Origin of the sequence: Curtobacterium sp. ZW137, from assembly GCF_003762905.1 — a bacterium.
In the GTDB taxonomy this organism is placed as follows: domain Bacteria; phylum Actinomycetota; class Actinomycetes; order Actinomycetales; family Microbacteriaceae; genus Curtobacterium.
This window is the reverse complement of sequence record NZ_RJKS01000002.1, coordinates 178,835-201,258: the sequence shown is the minus strand read 5'-3', so window position 1 is coordinate 201,258 and position 22,424 is coordinate 178,835. Positions and strand designations below refer to the sequence as shown.

The following is a 22,424-nucleotide window of genomic DNA, read 5'->3' as shown; positions in this document are numbered from 1 at the left end:
GGCATGCCTGACATCACGAGCGAGCAGGTCGCCCACCTGGCGAACCTCGCACGTATCGCCCTCACGCCCGCCGAGATCGAGAAGCTGACCGGGGAGCTGTCGCACATCGTCGACAGCGTCGCGAAGGTGACCGAGGTCGCCACGCCGGACGTCCCCGCCACCAGCCACCCGGTCGCCCTCGCGAACGTCCTCCGACCCGACGTGGTCGGCGCGACGCTGACGCAGGAGCAGGCGCTCTCCGGGGCGCCCGACACGGACGGCGAACGGTTCCGCGTGACGGCGATCCTGGGAGAAGAGCAGTGACCGACGACATCACCCGCCTCAGCGCGGCCGCGCTCGCCGACGCCCTGGTGGCGCGCGACGTCTCCAGCGTCGAGGCGACCCAGGCGCACCTGGACCGCATCGCGGCCGTCGACCCCGACGTGCACGCGTTCCTGCACGTCAACGAGAACGCCATCGGCGTCGCGAAGTCGATCGACTCCCGTCGTGCGGCCGGCGACGACCTCGGCGCGCTCGCCGGTGTGCCGGTCGCCATCAAGGACGTCCTCTGCACCATCGACATGCCGTCGACCTCCGGCTCGAAGATCCTCGAGGGCTGGGTGCCGCCGTACGACGCCACCACGGTGCTGAAGCTCCGTCGGGCCGGCATGGTGCCGCTCGGCAAGACCAACATGGACGAGTTCGCGATGGGCTCGACGACCGAGTTCTCGGCGTACGGCCCGACGCACAACCCGTGGGACCTCGGCCGGATCCCCGGCGGCTCCGGTGGTGGCTCGGCCGCTGCGGTCGCCGCGTTCGAAGCGCCGCTCGCCCTCGGCTCCGACACGGGCGGCTCGATCCGTCAGCCGGGTGCCGTGACGGGCACCGTCGGCGTGAAGCCGACGTACGGCGGGGTCAGCCGCTACGGCGCGATCGCGCTGGCGTCGAGCCTCGACCAGGTCGGCCCGGTCGCCCGCACCGTCCTCGACGCCGCGCTCCTGCACGACGTCATCGGTGGGCACGACCCGAAGGACTCCACGTCCATCCCGGAGGCGTGGCCGTCGTTCGCGGCAGCCGCCCGTGACGGCCTGCAGGCGGACACGCTGAAGGGCCTGCGCGTCGGCGTGGTCAAGGAGCTCGCGGGTGGGGACGGCTTCCAGGCCGGCGTCACGCAGCGCTTCCAGGAGACGGTCGCGATCCTCGAGGCCGCCGGTGCGGTGGTCGTCGAGATCGATGCCCCCTCCTTCGCCTACGCGATCAGCGCGTACTACCTGATCCTGCCGGCAGAGGCGTCCTCGAACCTCGCGAAGTTCGACTCGGTCCGGTTCGGCCTCCGCGTCACGCCCGAGGGCGGTGCGACCGTCGAGGACGTGATGGCCGCGACGCGCGAAGCCGGCTTCGGGCCGGAGGTCAAGCGCCGCATCATCCTCGGCACCTACGCGCTCAGCGCCGGCTACTACGACGCCTACTACGGCAGCGCGCAGAAGGTCCGGACGCTCGTGCAGCGGGACTTCGACAAGGCGTTCGAGCACGTCGACCTGCTCATCAGCCCGTCGGCCCCGACGACCGCGTTCCCCCTCGGCGAGCGGCTCGACGACCCGTTGGCGATGTACCTCAACGACCTCACCACGATCCCGGCGAACCTCGCCGGCGTGCCCGGCATGAGCATCCCGAACGGCCTCGCGCCCGAGGACGGCCTGCCGACCGGCGTGCAGCTGATGGCGCCGCAGCGCGAGGACGCCCGCCTGTACCGCTACGGCGCGGCGCTGGAGCGCCTGCTCGAGCAGCAGTGGGGTGCCCCGCTCATCGAACGGATCCCGGACCTCGACGCAAGTCAGCAGTCGGCAGCAGAGGAAGGCGTGGTCTGATGGCCGCCAAGGACGCACTCATGGACTTCGACGAGGCGCTCGAGCGCTTCGAGCCGGTCCTCGGCTTCGAGGTGCACGTCGAGCTCGCGACGAAGACGAAGATGTTCTCCGACGCCCCGAACTTCTTCGGCGGCGAGCCCAACACGAACGTCACCCCGGTGGACCTCGGGCTGCCCGGGTCGCTCCCCGTGGTGAACGAGCAGGCCGTGCGCTTCTCGATCAACCTCGGGCTCGCGCTCGGCTGCTCGATCGCCGAGTCCTCGCGGTTCGCCCGGAAGAACTACTACTACCCGGACAACCCGAAGAACTACCAGATCTCGCAGTACGACGAGCCCATCGCCTTCGAGGGGGAGGTCGAGGTCGAGCTCGCCGACGGCACGCTGTTCCAGGTGCCGATCGAGCGCGCCCACATGGAAGAGGACGCGGGCAAGCTGACGCACGTCGGCGGTGCCACGGGTCGCATCCAGGGCGCCGAGTACTCCCTGGTGGACTACAACCGCGCCGGGGTCCCGCTCGTCGAGATCGTCACGAAGCCGATCTTCGGCGCCGCGCACCGTGCCCCCGAGCTCGGTGCCGCCTACGTCCAGGTCATCCGTGACCTGGTCCGGGCGCTCGGCGTGTCCGAGGCCCGCATGGAGCGTGGCAACCTGCGCTGCGACGCGAACATCTCGCTCCGCCCGTGGGGCCAGGAGAAGCTCGGCACCCGCACCGAGACGAAGAACGTCAACTCGTTCCGCGCCGTCGAGCGTGCCATCCGCTACGAGATCCAGCGTCAGGCCGCGATCCTCGCGGACGGCGGCACGATCACGCAGGAGACCCGGCACTGGCACGAGGACACCGGTCGCACGTCGGCCGGCCGTCCGAAGTCGGACGCCGACGACTACCGGTACTTCCCGGAGCCGGACCTGCTGCCCGTGATCCCGGACAAGGCGATGATCGAGGAGCTCCGCGCGTCCCTGCCGGAGGCCCCTGTCGCCCGTCGTCGTCGCCTCAAGGGCGAGTTCGGGTTCGCGGACCTCGAGTTCCAGGACGTCGTGAACGGCGGGCTCCTCGACGAGGTCGAGGCCACGGTCGCCGCCGGCGCCCCGGCACAGGCCGCGCGCAAGTGGTGGACCGGCGAGATCAGCCGCGTCGCGAACACGCAGGACGCCGCCCCCGGCGACCTGGTGTCGCCCGCACACGTCGCCGAACTCATCACCCTCGTCGAGTCCGGCGAGCTGACCGACCGTCTGGCCCGCCAGGTGCTCGAGGGCGTCATCGCCGGAGAGGGCTCGCCCGCAGCCGTCGTCGAGTCGCGCGGACTCAAGGTCGTCTCGGACGACTCCGCCCTCACCGTCGCCGTCGACGAGGCACTGGCGGCGCAGCCGGACGTGCTCGCGAAGATCCGCGACGGCAAGGTCCAGGCCGCCGGCGCGATCATCGGTGCGGTCATGAAGTCGATGAAGGGCCAGGCGGACGCGGCGCGCGTCCGCGAGCTGGTCCTGGAGCGCGCGCAGGCGTAGCGACCAGATCGGACGGGAGGCACGGTGCGGGTCCGCACCGTGCCTCCCGTCGTTCCTGGGGACACGTCCACGGCCCGGTGACAGGATGAGGCGTGTCCGCAACGATCCGTGCCATCGGCACCGCCGTCCCCCCGACGACGCTCGACCAGGCCGCCGTGCGCGACCTGTTCACCGCGCAGCCCGACCTCGGTCGGCTCGGTCGCCGCATCGTCCCAGCGGCCTTCGACGCCTCGGCGGTGGAGCATCGGCACACCGTCCTGACGGACCTCGACCCGGCCGGAGCGCCCGGCGCGTTCCGCGACGCCGACGGGGTCCTGCACTCGCCGTCGACCGGGACCCGCAACGACCGGTACCGCGAGCTCGCGCCGCCGCTGTTCGTCGCCTCCGCCCGGGACGCCCTCGAGCGCTCCGGGGTGGACCCGGCCGAGGTCACCCACGTCGTGACCGTGTCCTGCACGGGCTTCACGCAACCGGGCCCGGACCTGGCGATCGTCGAGGAACTCGGCCTGCGCCGCACGGTGTTCCGGCAGCACGTCGGCTTCATGGGCTGCTTCGCCGCGTTCCCCGCCCTCCGCATCGCTGCCGCGTTCGCCGAGTCCGACCCGACCGCCGTCGTGCTCGTGGTCTGCGCCGAGCTCTGCACGCTGCACGTCCGGGCGTCGGACGACCCGGACCAGATCGTCGCGAACAGCGTCTTCGGTGACGGCGCGGCCGCAGCGGTCGTCACGGCGGAGGGCCCCGGGCTCCGGCTCGACCGGTTCGCGACCACGGTCGTCCCCGAGGGGGCGTCGGAGATGGCGTGGAACATCGGCGACGAGGGCTTCGAGATGGTCCTCAGCACCGCCGTCCCCAAGCTCGTCGGCGCCACCGTCGCGGAGGCCGTCGCACCGCTCCTCGACGGTCCCGCCGCGGACGTCCCGATCTGGGCCGTGCACCCGGGCGGACGCGCCATCCTCGACCGGACGCAGGACGCCCTCGCCCTGCCCGACGCCGCGATGGCGAGCAGCCGTGCCGTCCTCCGTGACCACGGGAACATGTCGAGCGCCACCGTGCTCTTCGTGCTGCGGGACGCGTTCGACGCCGGGATCGAAGACGGGGCCTCCGTCGTCGCGCTCGCCTTCGGGCCCGGCCTCACCGTCGAGAGCGCCCGCCTGACCGCCGTCGGGACCCGTGTCGCCGAGGCGATCGCGGCTCCGGACCTGGCCGTGGAGTACCGGTGAGCCGACGCACCGAGGCCGGACCGGGCCTCCCGGCCGTCGACCTGCGCACCCGCGACCTGGAGCTGCGGGAGCTGATGGACGACCCGGACTGCGACCCGCGCGCCCTCGCGCGGACGTTCCGGCGGTTCGCCGTCGTGAACTCGCTCGTCAGCGGATGGCGGGCCGCGTGGCGGACCCACGTCGTCCCGGCGCTGCCGGCGAATGGGCGCGGCCGTGTGCTCGACCTCGGTTGTGGCGGCGGCGACCTCGCCCGCGCGCTGGTGCGCTGGGCGGCGAGCGACGGGTTCGACGTCGAGGTGGTCGGCATCGACCCCGATCCCCGTGCCATCGCGGCGGCGACGCGCTCGACGCCGCGCGGAGTGACCTTCCGGGAGCAGTCGAGCGGCGACCTCGTCGCGGCCGGGGAGCGGTTCGACGTGGTGGTCTCGAACCACGTGCTGCACCACCTCGGCGACGAGGAGCGTGCGGGGTTCCTGGCCGACTCCGAGCGGCTCGCGACGACGCGGAGCCTGCACTCGGACATCCGGCGGTCGCCCGCGGCCTACCGGGCGTACGCGCTCGGGTCGGCCCTGGTGGCCGCAGGGACCTTCGTGCGCGTGGACGGGCTCCGCTCGATCCGGCGGAGCTTCACGCTGCCGGAGCTGCACGCGGCGCTGCCCACGGGGTGGCGGGCGGAGGCGGCGGCACCGCACCGGGTGCTTGCGATCCGCGACGCCTGAGGGGCGGACGCTGGTCAGGCCCGTTCGGCACCGCCTGGCGCACGAGCTCGGCGTGGAGGTCGGCAGCCGCTGACCTGTGGAGAACTCATGGGGGTGCGGGTCGGCTAGCGTCGGGGCATGGTGTCCCCTCGCCTCCACCGGGTCGCGGTGCTCGTGCTCGACGGAGCGAAGCCGCTCGACGTCGGGATCCCGGCGCAGGTGTTCTCGAACCGGCCGAGCATGCCGTACGAGGTCCGGGTGTGCGGTCCGCGTGCCGGTCGGGTCGCCGGAGGGGACGGCATGGCGTACGCCGTCGACCACGGGCTCGAGGCGTTCGACTGGGCGGACACGGTGTTCGTGCCCGGCTACCGGTACCCGGCCGACACCCCGCCACCCGACTCCGTCGTCGCGGCACTCGTCCGGGCGCACGAGCGCGGGACCCGGATCGCGGCGATCTCCACAGGGGCGTTCGCACTCGCGGCAGCGGGACTGCTCGACGGCCGCCGGGCGACGACGCACTGGCACTACACCCGCGTCCTCCGCGACCGGTACCCCGCCGTCGAGGTCGACGAGAACGTGCTCTTCGTCGACGCCGGCACGGTCCTGACGAGCGCGGGCGCCGCGAGCGGGATCGACCTGTGCCTGCACCTGGTGCGGCGGGACCACGGCGTCGCGCTGTCGAACCACGTCGCCCGGCGGCTGGTCAGCGCCCCGTACCGGAGCGGCGGGCAGGCGCAGTACGTCCCGCGGAGCGTCCCGGAACCCCTCGGGGACGTCTTCGCGGAGACCCGGGAGTGGGCACTCCGCCACCTCGCCGACCCGCTCACGCTCGATGTCCTCGCCCGGAACGCCACGGTGTCGCCGCGCACGTTCTCACGCCGCTTCGTGGACGACACCGGCTACACGCCGATGCAGTGGGTGCTGCGGGCGCGGGTCGACCTGGCGCGCGAGCTGCTGGAGCGCACCGACCTCGGGGTGGACCAGGTCGCGGCGCGGGCCGGGCTCGGGTCCGACGCGAACCTGCGGACCCACTTCCGCCGCGTGCTCGGGACCTCGCCGACGGAGTACCGGCGCACGTTCCAGGACTGACGCACCCGCCAGGGCCTCGGAGATGGTGGCGAGATCCTTGCGGACCCTGGCTGTCCTGCCACTGGAGCCGTGCCTCCAGGCCCGTGAGCATGGTCAGCGGAACGAAAGGAACCCCCATGACCCGCATCGGGATCAACGGCTTCGGCCGGATCGGCCGCAACACCCTCCGCGCACTCGTCGCCCGGGGCGGTGACGACCTCGACGTCGTCGCCGTCAACGACCTGACCGCACCGGAGACCCTCGCTCACCTGTTCCGCTACGACTCCGCGCTCGGACCCTTCGACGGCACCGTCGAGGTCGACGGCGACACCCTCGTGATCGACGGCCGACGGATCCGCGTCCTCGCCTCCCGCGAGCCCGCCGACCTGCCGTGGGGTGACCTCGGCGTCGAGGTCGTCCTCGAGTCCACCGGCCGCTTCACGGCCCGGGACGCCGCCGCCGCGCACCTGACGGCCGGCGCGCACCGGGTGCTGATCAGCGCGCCCGCGACCGGTGCAGATGCGACGATCGCCTACGGCGTGAACTCGGACACCTTCGACCCGGCGGTCCACACCGTGATCAGCAACGCGAGCTGCACCACGAACGCGCTCGCACCGCTGGCGTCGGTGCTCGACGACCTCGCCGGCATCGAGCACGGGTTCATGACGACCGTGCACGCGTACACGCAGGAGCAGAACCTGCAGGACGGGCCGCACCGCGACCTGCGCCGTGCCCGTGCGGCCGGGGTGAACATCGTGCCGACCACCACCGGTGCCGCGAAGGCGATCGGGCTGGTGCTCCCGCGACTCGACGGCAAGCTGTCGGGGGACGCCATCCGCGTGCCGGTGCCCGTCGGGTCGATCGTCGAGCTGAACACCGTCGTCGCGCGGGACGTCACCGTCGAGCAGGTGAACGAGGCGTACCGGGCCGCTGCTGCCGGGCCGCTCGCCGGGGTGCTGGCGTTCACGGCGGACCCGATCGTGTCGACGGACATCACCGGGCGGAGCGAGTCGAGCGTGTTCGACTCCCTGCTCACCCGGGTCGACGGCGGGCGGCACGTGAAGGTCGTCGCCTGGTACGACAACGAGTGGGGCTTCTCGAACCGGGTCGTCGACACGCTCGGGATGCTCGCGCGCGCGGGCGCGCCGGCGGTGGCGGTCTAGCCGGAGCGGTCGCGCAAAGCGACAGTGCTCGCCCGTCTCCGGGGCGAGCACTGTCGCTCTCCGCGACCAGACCGGCCGCGGCTACGCGATGCGCGCCGTCGTGGACGCGAACGACCGCGACAGCACCGCGGCCCGGTACCGCTCGAGCGCCGCGGGCTCCGCGCCGACGGACTCCAGCGCCGCGAGCCCCGCACCGAGCACCGGGGGAGCGGTCACCCACGTGGGCACCGCGCCCGGCACACGGGCCGCCAACCCGCCGACGACCGCGTCGACGAGCAGCGGGTGCCGGGCGGCGAGCACGCCCCCGCCGAGGACGACGGGGACCGACGAACCGGCGGCGCCGAGGCCGAGCCGCCCGAGGGCGACCGACGCCAGCAGCACGATCTCCTCCGCCTGCCGCGCCACGACCCCGGCGGCGACCGGGTCGCCCGTGGCAGCGATCTCGAAGAGCACGGGGCAGAGCCGGTTGAACACGCTCTGGTCGAGGCGGCCGAAGTGGACGGCCTCGGTGACCTCGCGGACGGTGCCGAGCCCGAGTGCTGCCGGGACCGCAGCCGTCAGCGCCGTCGCCGGTCCGCGGCCGTCCTCCGCCCGGGCCGCGTGCCACAGTGCCCGGTTGCCGAGGTACGCGCCACCGCCCCAGTCGCCCGACACGTCCCCGATCGCCGGGAACCGCGAGGTCGCACCGTCGGCCCGCACCGCGAGCGCGTTGATGCCGGTGCCGCACACCACCGCGGCGGCGTCCGGCGACAGGGTGCCGGCGCGGAGCAGCGCGAACAGGTCGTTGTCGAGGACGTCCGGTGCCCCGCCGTCCTGCGCCCAGTGCTGCAGCGCCGCCGTGGCCGCGGTGATCTCGTCGGGCAGGTCGAGCCCCGCGAGGTACACGTGCGTGGTCAGGACGCGCGCACCGTCGAGCGCGTGGACGACCCGCCCGCGGACGTCGTCGAGGATCGGTCCGGCGAGCTCCCACCCGCGGGTCTGCGGGTTCGACCCGGGCCCGCGGGCGTGCCCCACGAGCGTGCCGTCGAGGGCGATCGCGACGACGTCGGTCTTGCTGCCGCCGCCGTCCACGGCGAGCACCACGTCCGGCGCACGGCCGGCGTCCGTGGTGCCCCCGTCCGGCGCACGGCCCACGTCCGACGGGCCGCTCGCGTCCGTCGTGTCGCGGGTCGGCCTGGAGGCCGGGGTCACCCCCGCCCCGCCGCCGCGGCTCAGCCCGCCCACGTCACCTGCTCCGATCGCGTCCACGGCAGGTGTTCCGCGTTCGCGGCCAGCAGCAGGTCGGTGAGCTTCTCGGCCTTGTCCACCTGTCCGACGAGGGGGTGGGCCCACATCGCGCGGAGCACGCGGTCGCGTCCGCCGTGCACGGCCGCGTCGAGCGCGAGCCGCTCGTACCCGGCGACGTGCGACACGAGCCCGACCATGTCCGCGTCGAGCGGCGCGACCGGCAGGGGGGTGATCGCCTGCCGGGTCACGCGGGCCGGGACCTCGATCACGTGGTCGTCGGGCAGGAACGGGAAGGTGCCGTCGTTCCGGACGTTGAGCACCTGCACGTCACCGCGGTCGCCGAGGATCGAGGACAGCACGTCGATCGCCGCCTCCGAGTAGTACGCACCGCCGCGCTGCTCGAGCTCGGCGGGCTTCGTGACCACGGACTCGTCGGCGTACTTCGCGAGCAGGGCACGCTCGGTCGCCATCACGGCCTCGGCGCGGGTCGGCTCGTGGAGCTGTTCCTCGAGCACGATGTCGTGGCTGTAGAAGTAGCGCAGGTAGTACGACGGGATCGCGTGCTGCAGGCGGAGCAGGTCCGGGTGCATGTGCACGCTCTCGGCGGTGCGGTCGAGGGCGTCGGCGCCGAGCAGGTCGTCGAGGACGTCACGGGTCCGGCCGTCGGCGTCGGTGACGTGCACGCCGCGCTCCCACGTCAGGTGGTTCAGCCCGACGTGGTCGAGCCGGACCGCGGACGGTGCGACCTGGAACTCCGCGGCGAACCGGCGCTGGAAGCCGATCGCCACGTTGCAGAGCCCGACGGCGCGGTGCCCGGCCTCGAGGAGCGCGCGGGTGACGATGCCGACCGGGTTCGTGAAGTCGACGATCCAGGCGTCCGGCTTGGCGTGCTTCCGGACGAGTTCGGCGTACTCCAGGACCACGGGCACGGTGCGGAGGGCCTTGGCGAACCCGCCCGGCCCCGTCGTCTCCTGCCCGATGCAGCAGGCCTCGTGCGGCCAGGTCTCGTCCTGCTGCCGTGCAGCCTGCCCGCCGATGCGGAGCTGGAACATCACGGCGTCGGCGTCGCTGACCCCGGCGACGACGTCGTCGGTGACGTGCACGGTGCCGGGGTGCCCGGCGTGTGCGAACATGCGCTTCGCCACACCGCCGACGAGTTCGCGGCGGACGGGGTCGGGGTCGACGAGCCAGAGCTCGTCGATGGGGAGCTGGTCGCGGAGCCGGGCGAAGCCGTCCACGAGTTCGGGGGTGTAGGTGGAACCGCCACCGATGACTGCGAGTTTCACTGTGGTGCTTATCCCTTCACGCCGGTGAGCGCGATGCCCTCGACGAATGCCTTCTGTGCGAAGAAGAAGATGACGACGACCGGGACCATGACGACGACGGTCATCGCCATCGTCATCGACCAGTCGGTGCCGTGCTGCCCGCGGAACGTGGCGAGCCCGTACGCCACCGGCCAGGCGGCCTGGTTCTCGGACGCGTAGAGGAGCGGGCCGTAGTAGTCGTTCCACGAGTTGAAGAACATGAAGATCGCCGCTGATGCGATGCCGGGCCGGGCCATCGGCACGATGACGCGCCAGAGCACGCGCCACTCACCGCAGCCGTCGATCCGTGCGGCGTCGCCGTACTCCTTCGGGATCGTCATGAAGAACTGCCGGAGCAGGAAGATGCTGAACGCGTCCCCGAGCAGGTTCGGCAGGATCAGCGGCCACAACGTGCCCGTCAGGTGCAGGTGCGACCACATCACGTAGACCGGCACCGCGGTGACCTGCGGGGGCAGGAGCATCGCGACGATGATCACCGTGAAGATCAGGTTCGCGCCCTTGAACTTGATCTGCGCCAGCGCGTACGCGGCCGGCACCGAGCTGACGAGCATGAACGCGGTCGCGAGCACGGCGTAGAGGGCCGAGTTGCCGAACCACTGCGCGAGCGGCAGTTCCGTGAAGACCCTGGCGTAGTTCGAGAAGTCGAACGGCCGCGGCAGGATCGACGCCGTCAGCGCCTGGTTGCTCGACATCAGCGAGGTCAGGATCACGAAGACGATCGGGGCGAGGGTGACGACACCGAGCGCGACGAGTGCGGCGTGCTCGGCGATCCAGAGCAGCAGGCTGCGACGCGGCCCGCGGGCTGCTCCGGGCGCTGCGCCACGGGGTGCCCGGGCGAGCGGCGACTGGGAGACGGCGGTCATCAGGACTCCTCCGGCCGGAACACACTGATCCGGCGCATCGTGAACACGAGCACGATCGCGGTGATCACGAACAGCACGACGGCCATCGCGGACGCGTAGCCGAACTGGAAGTTCGCGAACCCGTGCTGGTAGAGCAGCTCGGTGTAGGTCAGGAGCGACGTGCCCGGGTACCCGAGCTGCGCCGCCGTCCCACCGCCGATCGTGGCCTTGCCACTCGCGACACCCGAGGCGACCGCGGCCTCCGTGAAGTACTGCAGCGCCGCGATCACCCCCGTCACCGCGGCGAAGCCGATCACCGGGGCGATCGTCGGCAGCGTGATGTGCCGCACCTGCTGGACGCCGTTCGCCCCGTCGAGCGACGCCGCCTCGTAGAGGTCGCGCGGCACGTCGAGGAGCGACGCCAGGAAGATGATCATGATGTCGCCCATCACCCAGACGCCCATGATCACGAGCGAGGGCTTCGACCACGACGGGTCGTTGAACCACAGCGGACCGTCGATGCCGAACACCCGGAGGATCTGGTTGACCGGCCCGGTGCCGGGGTTGAACAGGAACACGAAGGCCACGACGCTCGCGACCGGCGGGACCAGGGCGGGCAGGTAGAACAGCGTCCGCCAGAACCCCGTCGCGGTCTTCGCCCGGCTGAGCAGCCCGGCGACGAGGAGCCCGCACACGATCCGCACCGGCACCAGGATGACGACGAACCAGAGCGTGTTCAGGGCCGCTGCGCCGACCTGCGGGTCCTGGGTGAACAGGAACCGGTAGTTCAGCAGGCCGACGAACTGCGGCTCCTGCAGCTGGTTGTAGCGGGTGAACGAGTAGAAGATCGACGCCACCAGCGGGTACGCGAAGAACACCACGAGGCCCAGCAGGGCCGGCGCCAGCATCGTCAGCGCGACGAGTCGGCGGCGGGAGTCGGCGGAGCGGCGCCGACGGGGCGGAGCCGTGGCGGGTACCGGACCCGACCCCGTCGGGCCCGCGGGCCGGGAGGAACGGGCGAGCCGCGCCTCCCGGCCGGAGACGGTCTTGGTGGGGACACTCATCACGGACCAGCCAGCTGGTTCGCGTTGTCGATGTCGGAGTCCAGCTTCTTGAGCTTGGCGTCGAGGTCGCCGCCGTTCTCCTGGTAGGCCTGCCAGAACTTCGTGAAGGTGCCGATGTACGCGGCGCCGTCCGCCGTGGCGGGCGAGGTCATCGTGTCCTTGTTCCCGGCGACGTCGACGAAGGTCTTGTAGTTGGCGTCGACCTCGAGGTCGGGGGAGGTCAGCGCGGAGGTGAGGGTCGGGATGTTCTTCAGCCCGTTGCCCATCGTGACCTGCGCGTCCGTGTTCGTGGACAGGTACTCCAGCAGCGCCCAGGCGAGCTCCGGGTTCTTCGAGCCCTTCGCGATGCCCGCGACGTTGCCCGCGATGTACGTCGAGCCGTAGTTGCCCAGCCCGTCCATCACCGGGGTCGGCGCGGTGCCGTAGTCCAGGTCCGGCTTCTGGTCCTTGATGAACGCGGTGCGGTACTCACCGTCGATCTGCATCGCGACCTGCCCGGTCTGGAACGCGTTGTCCGCGGCGAACTCCTGGCCGAGGCCGGACGTGAACGCCTTGAGCTTGTCGTAGCCGATCGCGTCGACGAAGCCCTTCTGCCACTCGATGAGCTTCTTCCAGGCGGCGGAGGTGCCGATCTCGCTGTTGCCCTTGCTGTCCAGCCAGGTGCCGTCGATCATCGGTGCCCAGTGCTCGGGCGAGTTCTCGTAGAAGTCGATGAGCGGGTTGAAGCCGAGCTGCTTGATCGAGCCGTCCGCGTTGTACGTCGTCATCTTCAGCGCGTCGGTCTTGAGCTCGTCGAGCGTCTTCGGCGGCGTGCTGATGCCGGCGGCCTGCATGGCGGGCTTGTTGTACATCAGCGCGCTGACGTCGGCGAGGGCCGGGAGCGTGCAGCGGGTGCCCTTGTACTCGGTGTAGCCCTGCACGGCCTTCGGGATGTCGGACAGGTCCACCTTGTCGCGCTTGATGTACGGCGACAGGTCGCGGAAGGCGCCCGAGGAGCAGAAGCTCCCGACGATCGCGGTCGAGTACGACAGGCCGACGTCGATGTTCTGCCCGGACGAGATCGCCTTCTGCAGCTTCTCGTCGTCCTGGCCGGCGTGGATGTCGACCGTGACGTCGGGGTTCGCCTTCTCGAAGCCGGCGACGGCCTTCTTGACGACGCCGGCTTCACGGCCGGTGAAGAAGTGCCACAGGGACACGGTGCCCTTGAGGGTCTTCGGGGCGCTCTCGTCGATGGACGCCGCGCTGCTGCCGGAACTGCAGCCGGCGACGACGAGCGCGCCGGTGGCGGCGACGGCGGTGGCGGTGAGGATCCGCCTGAGGTGCGTGCGGGGGAGTGACACGGGATGACTCGCTCTCTGGTCTCGCTCCGACGCGTCCGGTGGACGCCGCACGGACGTGCGGCGCCGGTTCCGGGCGCGCCGAAGAGCCCTCTGGCAGGGCTGGGGTGTGGCTCGAGTGGTGCCGGTACAGGAGGTGGAGCTGGCGGTTGGTGCTGGCTCAGGCGCGCTGGACGGGATCCGGTTCGGTCGCATCGTCACTGATGCGGTCGAGCCGGTCCGCGAGCGCGGTGCGCACGACGTCGATGAGGACGTGACGTGCGCCGTGCAGGACGGGTGTGTCGGGGACACCGGGCGCCACAACGGCGGTGGACCAGCGGGAGCGGGTCCGGAGCCAGGCGGTCACGGCGGCGGCCAGGGCGGGACCGCCCGCGATCCCGGTCGGGCCGTGCAGGACGACCGTCTCGGGATCGGCGACGGCGAGCGCGGGGAGCACGTTGTGCCCGACGCGCTCGCCGAGGGCGGTCGTGAAGGGGTGCTGCTCGGGGAGGCCGGGCAGCTGCGGGAGCACCTGGCGCCAGTCGGCAGCGGTGCCGTCCGGTGCGGTGATCCCGTGTTCGGCGGCGAGCGCGGTGATCGCGGTCTCGGAGATGAGGTCCGCGACGATCGTGGCCGTCGGGTCGAGGGGGAGCGCGTCGGCGGGCACGCTCAGGTAGCCGATCTCACCCGCGGCGCCGGATGCTCCGGCGTGCAGGCGGCCGCCGAGGTCGAGGGCCATGCCGAGGCCCTCCGCCATCCACAGCAGGGCGAAGGAGCCGAGCGCGCGGCCGGCACCCATGTTCCGTTCGGCGATCGCGGCGAGGTTCGCGTCGTTCTCCACGACGACCTGCACACCGAGTGCCCTGGAGAGCGTGGCCGACACCTGTTCGCGCGGCCAGCCGGGCAGCCCGTCGGTGAAGATGAGGGTGTCGGTGGCGTGGTCGACGGATGCCTGGACGCCCACGGCGACGGCGGTGACCAGGTCCGGGTCGACGCCGGCGGCTGCTGCGGCGCGGCCGACCGCGGCGGCGACGATGTCCTCGCCGGGGGCGCGCACCTCCGCGTCGCTCATCCGGTGCTCGGCCACGGGGTAGGTGCGCCCGGTGGCGTCGACCACGGTGGAGCGGACGTCGACGAGCTGGACGTCCACGGCGACGGCGAGGTCCCGGTCGGTCGTCGCGCCGTACACGACGGCGCTCGGGCCGCGGCGGCCGGTCTGGGTCTCGGTGCCGGCTTCGTGGATCAGCCCGGCCGCTTCGAGCCGGCGGATGATCTCGGCGGCGGTCGGCTTGCTCAGCCCGGTGCGCTGCGCGATCTCGTTCCGGGTCATCGGGCCGTCGTCGAGGAGCATGCCGAGGGCGGCGCGGTCGTTGAGCACGCGCAGCAGGGCGGGCTGCCCGGGGGTGCGTCCTCGTGTGGTCATGTCGAGGACTGTAACGGACAACCTTCTTTACTGAAAGGTTTGTTCACAGTTCCGAAACACGCGTTCCGTTCCGCGAAACACGCCGGGGGTCCGCGGCGGGGGCGGGGCGGGGCGGGGTGGAGTGTGGCGGGGCGGGGTCAGCGGGTCGAATCGTGCGTGGTGAGTCGAATCGCGCGTAGGCGGTCGGAAGTTCCGACCTCCCACGCGCGATTCACCTTCCCACCGCAAGCGTCATGGGTGGGAACGCGCGGTGCACCTACGGGCGCAGCAGCACCTTGATCGCGCGGCGCTCGTCCATCGCGGCGTAGGCCTCGGCGGCCTCGTCGAGCGGGAGCTCCAGGTCGAAGACCCGGCCGGGGTCGATGGCGCCGGACAGCACGTCCGGCAGCAGCTCCGGGATGTACGCCCGGGCCGGGGCCATCCCGCCACCGACGGTGATGTTCGTGTCGAAGAGGTACCGCATCCCGATGGTCGGCACCCCGTGCGGGACGCCGACGAAGCCGAGCGCGCCACCGGGCCGGACGACGTGCAGTGCCTGGTCCATGCTCTGCTCGGTGCCGACCGCCTCGACCGCGCAGTCCGCCAGGTCGCCGCCGAGCAGGTCCCGGACCGCCTGCACGCCCTCGTCGCCGCGGGTCTCGACGATGTCGGTCGCACCGAACTCCTGTGCGAGCGCCTGCCGGTCCGCGTGCCGGCTCATCGCGATGATGCGCTCGGCGCCGAGGCGCTTCGCCGCGAGGACCGCGCAGAGCCCGACGGCGCCGTCACCGACCACGACGACGGTCTTGCCGGGGCCGACGCCCGCGGAGACCGCGGCGTGGTGCCCGGTGGAGAACACGTCGGACAGCGTCAGGAGCGACGGGACGAGCGCGGGGTCGACCGGTCCGGGGACGACGACCAGGGTCGCCGATGCGTCGGGGACGCGGACGTACTCGGCCTGCGCGCCGCCGACCGGGTCGCCGTAGGCGTCCTTCCCGCCGAAGCCGGAGAGGTGCTCGCAGCCGGAGGTCATGCCGTTTCGGCACGCCTGGCAGGTGCCCTCGTTCATGGTGAAGGGGGAGATCACGAAGTCGCCGACCGCGATGCCGGTGACCTCGGCCCCGACCGCGGTGACCTCGCCGACCATCTCGTGGCCGATCGGTCGGGCGTGCTTGGTCTCGGTGACGCCGCGGTAGGGCCAGAGGTCCGACCCGCACACGCAGGCTGCGGCGACCTTGACGACGACGTCGCGCTGGCTGATCAGCTCGGGCTGGTCGAGGTCCTCGACGCGGATGTCGCGAGGGGCGTGGATGACTGCTGCGCGCACGGGCGTGCCTTTCCGTTCTGTGGTTCGTTCGGGCGCGGGAACGCGCCGTCCGCCAGCGCCGTTGCGGGACCACTCGACAGTACCCTCGTGCGGGTGGACGACGACCGGTACGGCAGCGACGTGCTCTCGGGCGACTGGCGCTCGAAGGGCGTGAACAAGGTGCGGCAGGTGCCGCTCGAACGCGACATGGTGCTGGAGGACCCGGCATCCGGGTGGGCCGGCGCCGTCGTCGGGCTCGAGGCCGGCAACGTCTCCCTCGAGGACTGGAAGGGCCGCACCCGCGCCTTCCCCTTCGACGGGCAGTTCCTGCTCGAGGGCGAGCTCGTCACGCTGGGTCGGCCGCAGGCGCCGGTCGGGCGGTCTGCCGCGGCTGCTCCGCCGGCCAGGAGGCCCGGTGCCGGTCCCACGGTCAGGCACGCGTCCGATGGTGGTCGGCTCCGGACCGCCTCGGGTTCCTTCGCGGTCGAGTCGCAGCGCGCGCGGATCGCGCTGCCCTCCCGGATCATGGTCGAGGGCAAGCACGACGCCGAACTGGTGGAGAAGGTCTGGGGAGCGGACCTCCGCGTCGAGGGCGTCGTCGTCGAGGAACTGTCCGGCGTCGACAACCTGGCGGAGGTGCTCGACGAGTTCCGGCCGTCACGGGAGCGTCGCGTCGGGGTGCTCGTCGACCACCTGGTCCCCGGGTCGAAGGAGTCCCGGTTCGCGGACGCCGTGATGCGCGGGAAGTGGGGAGCCCACGTGCTCGTCGTGGGGCACCCCTTCGTGGACGTCTGGCAGTCGGTCAAGCCCGCGCGGGTGGGGCTGACGGCCTGGCCGACGATCCCGCGGTCGATCGAGTGGAAGAAGGGGATCTGCCAGGCGCTCGGGTGGCCGAACGCCGAGCAGGCCGACATCGCCAGGGCCTGGCAGCGGATCCTCGGGCAGGTGCGGACCTTCGCCGACCTGGAGCCGGCGCTGCTCGGGCGCGTCGAGGAGCTCATCGACTTCGTCACCGAGCCGACCGCATAGCGCCGCTCCGGGCGCGCAGTCCGTATCGTTGGACCATGGACGGCATCGACGGGCGCGTGCGGAACGCCGTCGACGTCTGGCTGCGGTGGCTCCCACGGTGGCAGATCGGCACCGCCCGACCGCGCACCCGCATCTGCCGGAAGTGCACCGGGTCGCCGATCGCCAGCGCCGCGGGGTTCGGACCGGACGTGCCGCACCCCGTGCAGCACGCCCTGATCGGCCGCATCTCGACCATCATCGAGGACTCGGTCGACGACTACACCGCGAAGAACCTGCCGCTGCTGCAGCGTGAGCTCGAGCGTGCCGCCGCACGGAAGCGGCACGAGGGGTACCAGCCGGCCGAGGGGCTCTCGCCCGAGTTCCAGGGGCTCGACGTCGACCCGCAGCCGCAAGAGGGAGCGCCGTTCCTCTTCACGCTCGAGGGGCTCGCGGGCACCGGAGCGTCACAGGCCGCGCCGCGCGAACCGCTGTCGGACGAGGCGAAGGCGGCGCTCCGTCACGAGATCGACCTCTCCGACGAGTGCGCACGGTCGACCGGCACTGCCGTGTGCCTCGCGCTGATCGACCACCGACCGCGGATCACCGAGGCCGTGGAGCGTCTCGTCGAGCCGCAGATCGAAGCACTGGTGTCGGACATGTTCCGCGGACTCGAGGGGGACGGGTCGCGCGGAGGCCTGTTCTGACGGATGGCCGCGCGTCGTGCCCGCCGTTCGTGCCTACCGGCGGACGAGCGTCCGTCCCGGCACGACCGTTCCTCGGAGGGAGCGGTGCTCCACCGGCCGTGTCGGGTCGTCGATGCGGCCGATGACGAGGTCGATGGCCTCCCGACCGATGCGGTCGACGGGTTGCTGCAGCGTCGTGAACCCGATCCAGTCGTTCGCGAGCGGGTAGACGCCGTCGAAACCGGTCACCGAGACATCACCGGGGACGTCGATGCCGCGCTTCGCGAGGGCATCGCACACGTCGAGCATCATCCGGTCCGTCGGGCACATCACCGCGGTCGTGCCGGAGAGTTCCATCGTCTCGATGACGTCTGCCGCGATGTCGTCGGCGGGACGGACGAAGCTCGCGTCGATGTCGACCGTCGCGATGCCGCGTTCGCGCAACCGTCCGACCATCGCGCGGGAACGAGCATGCTGCGTGAGTGCGTTGTCGATGGGGACGGTGAGCACGACGACCTTCCGGTGTCCGGCGTCGGCAACGGCGTCGGCGATCCGTGCGCCACCGTCGGCCTCGTCGCAGTACACGCTCGACAGTGCCGGATGGAGCTCCGGTCGACCGGCCACCACGGTCGCGATCCGTGGTGCGAACTCGGCGATGTCAGCCGAGGGCAGCAGGCCGCTGCAGACGACGAGCCCGTCGACCCGCATCGACACCAGGGCTGCGAGCGCCGACTTCTCGTCCTCGACGCGTCCGACACCGGTGGTGGTGACGACGCGGTACCCGAGCTCGGAGGCCCGTTGCTCCATGACCGCGTGCAGGGCGGTGTAGAGCATCGAGGAGGCGTCACGGACGAGCATGCCGATGGTGTTGGTCCGTCCGCTGACGAGACCCCTGGCCATCGCGTTCGCGACGTAGCCGAGCTCGGCGACCGCGCGCTCGACACGTTCACGGGTCTCGTCGGAGAACCGGCCGGAACCGGACAGCACGCGGCTCACCGCGGACTTCGACACGCCGGCTCGTGCCGCGACGTCGAGGATCGTCGGTTGCGTTCCCCGTGTGCCGTTCACGTGCCGGGAGTGACGCCCGGGCTGTTCGACGGGTCCGCTGCCGGGTCGCCCTTCGTCGGGTCGCCGAGGGCGGGGGCGGATGTGCTCCTCCGTGCGGCCACCGCGCGCAGGGCGCCGCGGGCGACGAGCCGCCAACCGAGCAGGAAGACCCCGAGGACGACCGTGGCGACGATGAGGAACGAGATGGGGAGCGGGTTGCCGTCCACGACGCCCTGTCCCGTCGCGACCCGGATCGCCATGCCGACGAAGACGGTCAGGATCCACGCGACGACGCCGGTCGGCCAGGTCTTCAGCGGTCGAGCCCATGCCCCGCTCGTGACGTAGGCGATCGCCCAGCCGGCGAGGAACGGGTACGCGGTGGTCCACAGCGCGCCGATGGAGTTCGTCTCCCCGTGCGAGGAACGCCCGATGAGGGCGAACACCACGATGAGCACGACGTCGATGACGGCTGCGAGCCAGCCCCAGGTGCGATCGGTCACGACGCCATTCTCGCAGCCCTCCTCGGGGCCGCGCGCACCGCAGCGTTCACCGGGGCTGCACGGGCGGGGCACCCGCCGTTCACCGGGCAGCGCCACACTCGACCACGGTGCGGGAACGTTCCCGCACCACCACCGCACCACCACCCGCACCACATCACCCCCACCCCACGAACCAGGGAGAACATCGACGTGAAGACCCGAGTCCTCGCCGGCCTCGCGATCGCGGCCGCCGCGACCGTCGCGCTGTCGGGCTGCGTGCAGAGCGCCAACGCCTCGAACGCCGCCGACTCCAGCAGCGGCACAGTCAACCTCACCGTGTTCATCAGCGGCGACACGAACGTCCAGGACCTCTGGGAGAAGTCGCTCATCCCCGCCTTCGAGAAGGCGAACCCGGAGATCCACGTCAGCACGAGCATCGACCTGCACGGCGAGCACGACGCCCAGACCCAGGCGAACCTCGCGACCGCCGTCAAGGCCGGTAAGTCCGTCGCGTACGACCTGGTCGACGCCGGCTTCGTCACCACCGCGGGCAAGGCCGGCCTGATGGCGAAGGTCAGCGACAGCAGCATCCCGAACCTCGAGGACGTCCCCGAGGCGACGAAGGAGCAGGGCGGCACGAGCGCGATCCCGTACCGGGCCTCGAGCGTGCTGCTCGCCTACGACTCGACGAAGGTCACGGACGCCCCGGAGACCCTCGACGACCTCCTCGCCTGGATCAAGGCCAACCCGGGCCAGTTCGCGTACAACTCCCCGTCCTCGGGTGGCTCCGGCGGCTCGTTCGTCGCCACGGTCCTCGCGAAGTACCTGTCGGCGTCCGAGCAGGAGACGATGCAGACCACGTACGACAAGTCGCTCGAGTCGAAGTGGGACGAGGGCTTCGCGAAGCTCGAGGCCCTCGGCTCCTCGATGTACCAGAAGGGCGTCTACCCGAACGGCAACGACCAGGTCGTGCAGCTCCTCGGCAGCGGCCAGATCTCGATGGCGCCGGTCTGGAGCGACCAGTTCATCACCTCGCAGAAGACCGGCGTGATCCCGAAGACGGTCAAGGCGATCCAGATCACCGACCCGTCGTTCACGGGCAGCGCGAGCTTCCTCGGCATCCCGAAGACGGAGCCGGCGGCGAAGAAGGCCGCTGCCGAAGAACTCGCCGACTTCGTCCTGAGCTCGAAGGGCCAGCAGCTCGTCGCGAGTGCCGTCTCCGGTTACCCGGTCATCCCGCTCGACTCGCTGCCGAAGTCGGTCGCGGACCAGTTCGCGGACGCGAACCCGTCGAAGCTCCGCCTCGGGTTCCAGAGCGACTTCGCCGCCGACATGAACGCGGCGTGGGACGCGAAGGTCCCGCAGTGACGCAGATCACCGACCGGGAGGCCCGCGGCGACTCCGCCACGGGCCTCCCGCCCGTCCCCGCTCGCGTCGAGGGCACGCCCGGGCAGCCGAGCCAGCGCACGCCCGGGCAGCCCGGCCGGAGCACGCCCGGACAGCCGAGCCGGGCCGAGGAGCGGACCGGCCGCCGCCGGCGGGTCCAGGGCATCGCCCTCGTCGCCGCGCCGGTCCTCGTCGTGGTCCTGTTCGTCGGCGTCCCGGTGGTGAACGCCGCGCTCTTCAGCCTCGGGTTCACCGGCGGCCTGAACCAGGCACTCGCGGACATCGGCCAGGACACCGTGCACGGCTTCTCGCTCGCGGTCTACGGCACGCTGCTCGGCAACCCGGTGTTCCTCCGTGACCTCGCCGCCACGCTCGGCGTCACCGCGCTGTCCACCGGCCTGACGATCGCGCTGGCGGTCGTCGTCGCGGTGATCCTGCGGCTCCGCGGCGGCGTCGTCGGGAAGACGCTCAGCGTGCTGGCCGTCGTGCCGATCTTCGTCCCGGTCGTCATCGCGAGCTGGTCGATCCTGACGTTCACCAACGCGCAGGGCTTCCTCCGGAGCATCGCGGCGCAGTTCGGGATGGACTTCCCGGTCTGGGGGTACACCCTCGTCGCCGTCGTCTTCGGCAGCGTCTGGACGAGCCTGCCGTTCGCGGTGCTGATGATCGCCGGTGCCCTCCAGGGGACGCCGGACGCCCTCATCGAGGCCGCGAAGGACGCCGGCGCGAGCACGTGGCGGGTGGTCTGGCAGGTGCTCCTGCCGATGGCGACGACGCCGATCGTCATCGCCGTGACCTTCACCGTCATCGGGGTCCTCGGCTCGTTCACGGTGCCGTACTTCACCGGCCCGAACGCCCCGACGATGCTCGGTGTCGACATCTCCAAGTACTTCCAGGCGTACAACCGACCGCAGCAGTCGACCGCGATGGCCTTCATCGTGTTCGCGTTCGCCGCGGCGGCCAGCGTCTTCTACCTCCGCTCGACGGTCCGTTCGAACGCGGGCGAACTGCAGAAGGAGCCTTCGTGATCAAGCGACTCACCGGCACCACCCTGGTCTGGGCGACCGCGGTCGTGCTCGCGGTGTTCATCGCCGGCCCCCTGCTGTGGCTCGCCGCGCGCGCGTTCGCCACGTCGTGGACGTACCCGAACCTGTTGCCGGACGGCTGGACCATGCAGTGGTGGGCGACGGTCTTCGAGGACCCGTCCCTCGGCGTCGCGGTGCAGAACTCGCTCGTGCTCGCACCGCTGACGGTCCTCATCGCCGCGGTGATCTGCCTCCCCGCGGCCTGGGCGATCAGCCGCATCGAGTTCCCGGGCCGGCGCATCGTCCTCGTCGGGCTGTTCGCGACGAACGCGTTCCCGAAGATGGGGCTCTTCGTGACGATGTCCGCGATGTTCACGGCCCTGAACCTGATGAACACCGTCACCGGCATCCTGATCGTGCACGTCCTCGGGTGCGTGGTGTTCATGACGTGGCTGCCCGCCGCGGCATTCTCGGCGGTTCCGCGTTCGCTCGAGGAAGCGGCTCGTGACGCCGGGGCGAGCCGTTGGCGGACGTTCTGGAGCGTGACGTTCCCGATCGCCTGGCCCGGGATCCTCGTCGCCGCGGTGATGTCGTTCCTGGCGTCCTTCGACGAGGCCCAGGGCACGTACCTCGTCGGCGCCCCGACCTACATGACGATGCCGACCGCGATGTACTCCCTCGTCCTGAACTCGCCACGACAGGTCTCGGCGGTCTTCGCGATCGCGCTGAGCATCCCGTCGGTGGTGCTCATGACGCTCGCCCGGAAGCACATCATGGGCGGCCGCCTCGCGGACGGCTTCCAGATCCGATGACCCT

The 22,424-nt window shown here is 71.7% G+C and carries 21 protein-coding genes; 12 read left to right on the top strand and 9 right to left on the bottom strand.

What is annotated here, in order from left to right; all coding sequences use genetic code 11:
- Window positions 1-3: 3 nt before the first annotated feature.
- From gatC to gap, 7 genes are all read left to right on the top strand, one after another.
- Window positions 4-303, top strand: coding sequence for an Asp-tRNA(Asn)/Glu-tRNA(Gln) amidotransferase subunit GatC (gene gatC, locus EDF55_RS06115; RefSeq protein ID WP_123654062.1), 300 nt, complete (start codon window positions 4-6; stop codon window positions 301-303).
- The gene (gene gatA, locus EDF55_RS06110) at window positions 300-1,847 is read left to right on the top strand and encodes an Asp-tRNA(Asn)/Glu-tRNA(Gln) amidotransferase subunit GatA (RefSeq protein ID WP_123654061.1); all 1,548 of its coding nucleotides are present in this window, start codon (window positions 300-302) and stop codon (window positions 1,845-1,847) included. Before gatC ends, gatA begins: the two co-directional genes overlap by 4 nt.
- The gene (gene gatB, locus EDF55_RS06105) at window positions 1,847-3,349 is read left to right on the top strand and encodes an Asp-tRNA(Asn)/Glu-tRNA(Gln) amidotransferase subunit GatB (RefSeq protein WP_123654060.1); all 1,503 of its coding nucleotides are present in this window, start codon (window positions 1,847-1,849) and stop codon (window positions 3,347-3,349) included. Before gatA ends, gatB begins: the two co-directional genes overlap by 1 nt.
- A gap of 92 nt (window positions 3,350-3,441) precedes the next feature.
- Window positions 3,442-4,569, top strand: a complete 1,128-nt coding sequence (locus EDF55_RS06100; protein WP_123654059.1) for a type III polyketide synthase — start codon at window positions 3,442-3,444, stop codon at window positions 4,567-4,569.
- Complete coding sequence (locus tag EDF55_RS06095; RefSeq protein ID WP_260235845.1) at window positions 4,566-5,288, top strand: methyltransferase domain-containing protein; 723 nt, start codon at window positions 4,566-4,568, stop codon at window positions 5,286-5,288. Before EDF55_RS06100 ends, EDF55_RS06095 begins: the two co-directional genes overlap by 4 nt.
- 117 nt (window positions 5,289-5,405) lie before the next feature.
- Window positions 5,406-6,356 (top strand): GlxA family transcriptional regulator, encoded by a 951-nt coding sequence (locus EDF55_RS06090; RefSeq protein ID WP_123654058.1) that lies wholly within the window; start codon window positions 5,406-5,408, stop codon window positions 6,354-6,356.
- Window positions 6,357-6,472: 116 nt separating this feature from the next.
- On the top strand, window positions 6,473-7,498 hold the full coding sequence (gene gap, locus EDF55_RS06085; protein WP_123654057.1) for a type I glyceraldehyde-3-phosphate dehydrogenase: 1,026 nt from the start codon (window positions 6,473-6,475) through the stop codon (window positions 7,496-7,498).
- Window positions 7,499-7,579: 81 nt separating this feature from the next.
- On the opposite strand, the gene EDF55_RS06080 is transcribed toward gap, so the two are convergent.
- From EDF55_RS06080 to EDF55_RS06050, 7 genes are all read right to left on the bottom strand, one after another.
- Entirely contained in the window at window positions 7,580-8,722 is a 1,143-nt protein-coding gene (locus EDF55_RS06080) for an N-acetylglucosamine kinase (protein WP_260235844.1), read from the bottom strand.
- A complete protein-coding gene (locus EDF55_RS06075) occupies window positions 8,710-10,011 on the bottom strand; it encodes a 6-phospho-beta-glucosidase (RefSeq protein WP_123654056.1) in 1,302 nt (433 codons plus the stop codon). Before EDF55_RS06075 ends, EDF55_RS06080 begins: the two co-directional genes overlap by 13 nt.
- An 8-nt stretch (window positions 10,012-10,019) precedes the next feature.
- Entirely contained in the window at window positions 10,020-10,913 is an 894-nt protein-coding gene (locus EDF55_RS06070; RefSeq protein WP_123654055.1) for a carbohydrate ABC transporter permease, read from the bottom strand.
- The gene (locus EDF55_RS06065; RefSeq protein WP_207909605.1) at window positions 10,913-11,956 is read right to left on the bottom strand and encodes a carbohydrate ABC transporter permease; all 1,044 of its coding nucleotides are present in this window, start codon (window positions 11,954-11,956) and stop codon (window positions 10,913-10,915) included. The genes EDF55_RS06070 and EDF55_RS06065 overlap by 1 nt, the downstream gene beginning before the upstream one ends.
- Window positions 11,956-13,296 carry an extracellular solute-binding protein gene (locus EDF55_RS06060; protein ID WP_243698295.1) on the bottom strand — a complete coding sequence of 447 codons (1,341 nt, stop codon included), beginning with the start codon at window positions 13,294-13,296 and terminating at the stop codon, window positions 11,956-11,958. The genes EDF55_RS06065 and EDF55_RS06060 overlap by 1 nt, the downstream gene beginning before the upstream one ends.
- Window positions 13,297-13,453: 157 nt before the next feature.
- Window positions 13,454-14,695, bottom strand: a complete 1,242-nt coding sequence (locus tag EDF55_RS06055; RefSeq protein WP_123654053.1) for an ROK family transcriptional regulator — start codon at window positions 14,693-14,695, stop codon at window positions 13,454-13,456.
- 256 nt (window positions 14,696-14,951) lie between these two features.
- A complete protein-coding gene (locus EDF55_RS06050; RefSeq protein WP_123654052.1) occupies window positions 14,952-16,001 on the bottom strand; it encodes a zinc-binding dehydrogenase in 1,050 nt (349 codons plus the stop codon).
- Window positions 16,002-16,094: 93 nt separating this feature from the next.
- On the opposite strand from EDF55_RS06050, the gene EDF55_RS06045 reads away from it, so the two are divergent.
- On the top strand, window positions 16,095-17,009 hold the full coding sequence (locus EDF55_RS06045) for a DUF3097 domain-containing protein (protein WP_123654051.1): 915 nt from the start codon (window positions 16,095-16,097) through the stop codon (window positions 17,007-17,009).
- Between the two features lie 35 nt (window positions 17,010-17,044).
- Entirely contained in the window at window positions 17,045-17,692 is a 648-nt protein-coding gene (locus EDF55_RS06040) for a spermidine/putrescine ABC transporter substrate-binding protein (protein ID WP_123654050.1), read from the top strand.
- A 33-nt stretch (window positions 17,693-17,725) separates the two neighbouring features.
- On the opposite strand, the gene EDF55_RS06035 is transcribed toward EDF55_RS06040, so the two are convergent.
- Both EDF55_RS06035 and EDF55_RS06030 read right to left on the bottom strand, forming a co-directional pair.
- Window positions 17,726-18,739: a LacI family DNA-binding transcriptional regulator gene (locus tag EDF55_RS06035; protein WP_123654049.1), complete on the bottom strand. Its 1,014-nt coding sequence runs from the start codon at window positions 18,737-18,739 to the stop codon at window positions 17,726-17,728.
- Entirely contained in the window at window positions 18,736-19,218 is a 483-nt protein-coding gene (locus EDF55_RS06030; RefSeq protein ID WP_123654048.1) for a DUF3054 domain-containing protein, read from the bottom strand. The genes EDF55_RS06035 and EDF55_RS06030 overlap by 4 nt, the downstream gene beginning before the upstream one ends.
- Window positions 19,219-19,407: 189 nt before the next feature.
- On the opposite strand from EDF55_RS06030, the gene EDF55_RS06025 reads away from it, so the two are divergent.
- The 3 genes from EDF55_RS06025 to EDF55_RS06015 are packed head-to-tail and all read left to right on the top strand — an operon-like array spanning window position 19,408 to window position 22,420.
- Window positions 19,408-20,565, top strand: coding sequence for an extracellular solute-binding protein (locus EDF55_RS06025; protein WP_123654047.1), 1,158 nt, complete (start codon window positions 19,408-19,410; stop codon window positions 20,563-20,565).
- On the top strand, window positions 20,562-21,611 hold the full coding sequence (locus EDF55_RS06020) for an ABC transporter permease (RefSeq protein ID WP_260235843.1): 1,050 nt from the start codon (window positions 20,562-20,564) through the stop codon (window positions 21,609-21,611). Before EDF55_RS06025 ends, EDF55_RS06020 begins: the two co-directional genes overlap by 4 nt.
- Window positions 21,608-22,420 carry an ABC transporter permease gene (locus EDF55_RS06015; RefSeq protein ID WP_123654046.1) on the top strand — a complete coding sequence of 271 codons (813 nt, stop codon included), beginning with the start codon at window positions 21,608-21,610 and terminating at the stop codon, window positions 22,418-22,420. Before EDF55_RS06020 ends, EDF55_RS06015 begins: the two co-directional genes overlap by 4 nt.
- Window positions 22,421-22,424: the final 4 nt, after the last annotated feature.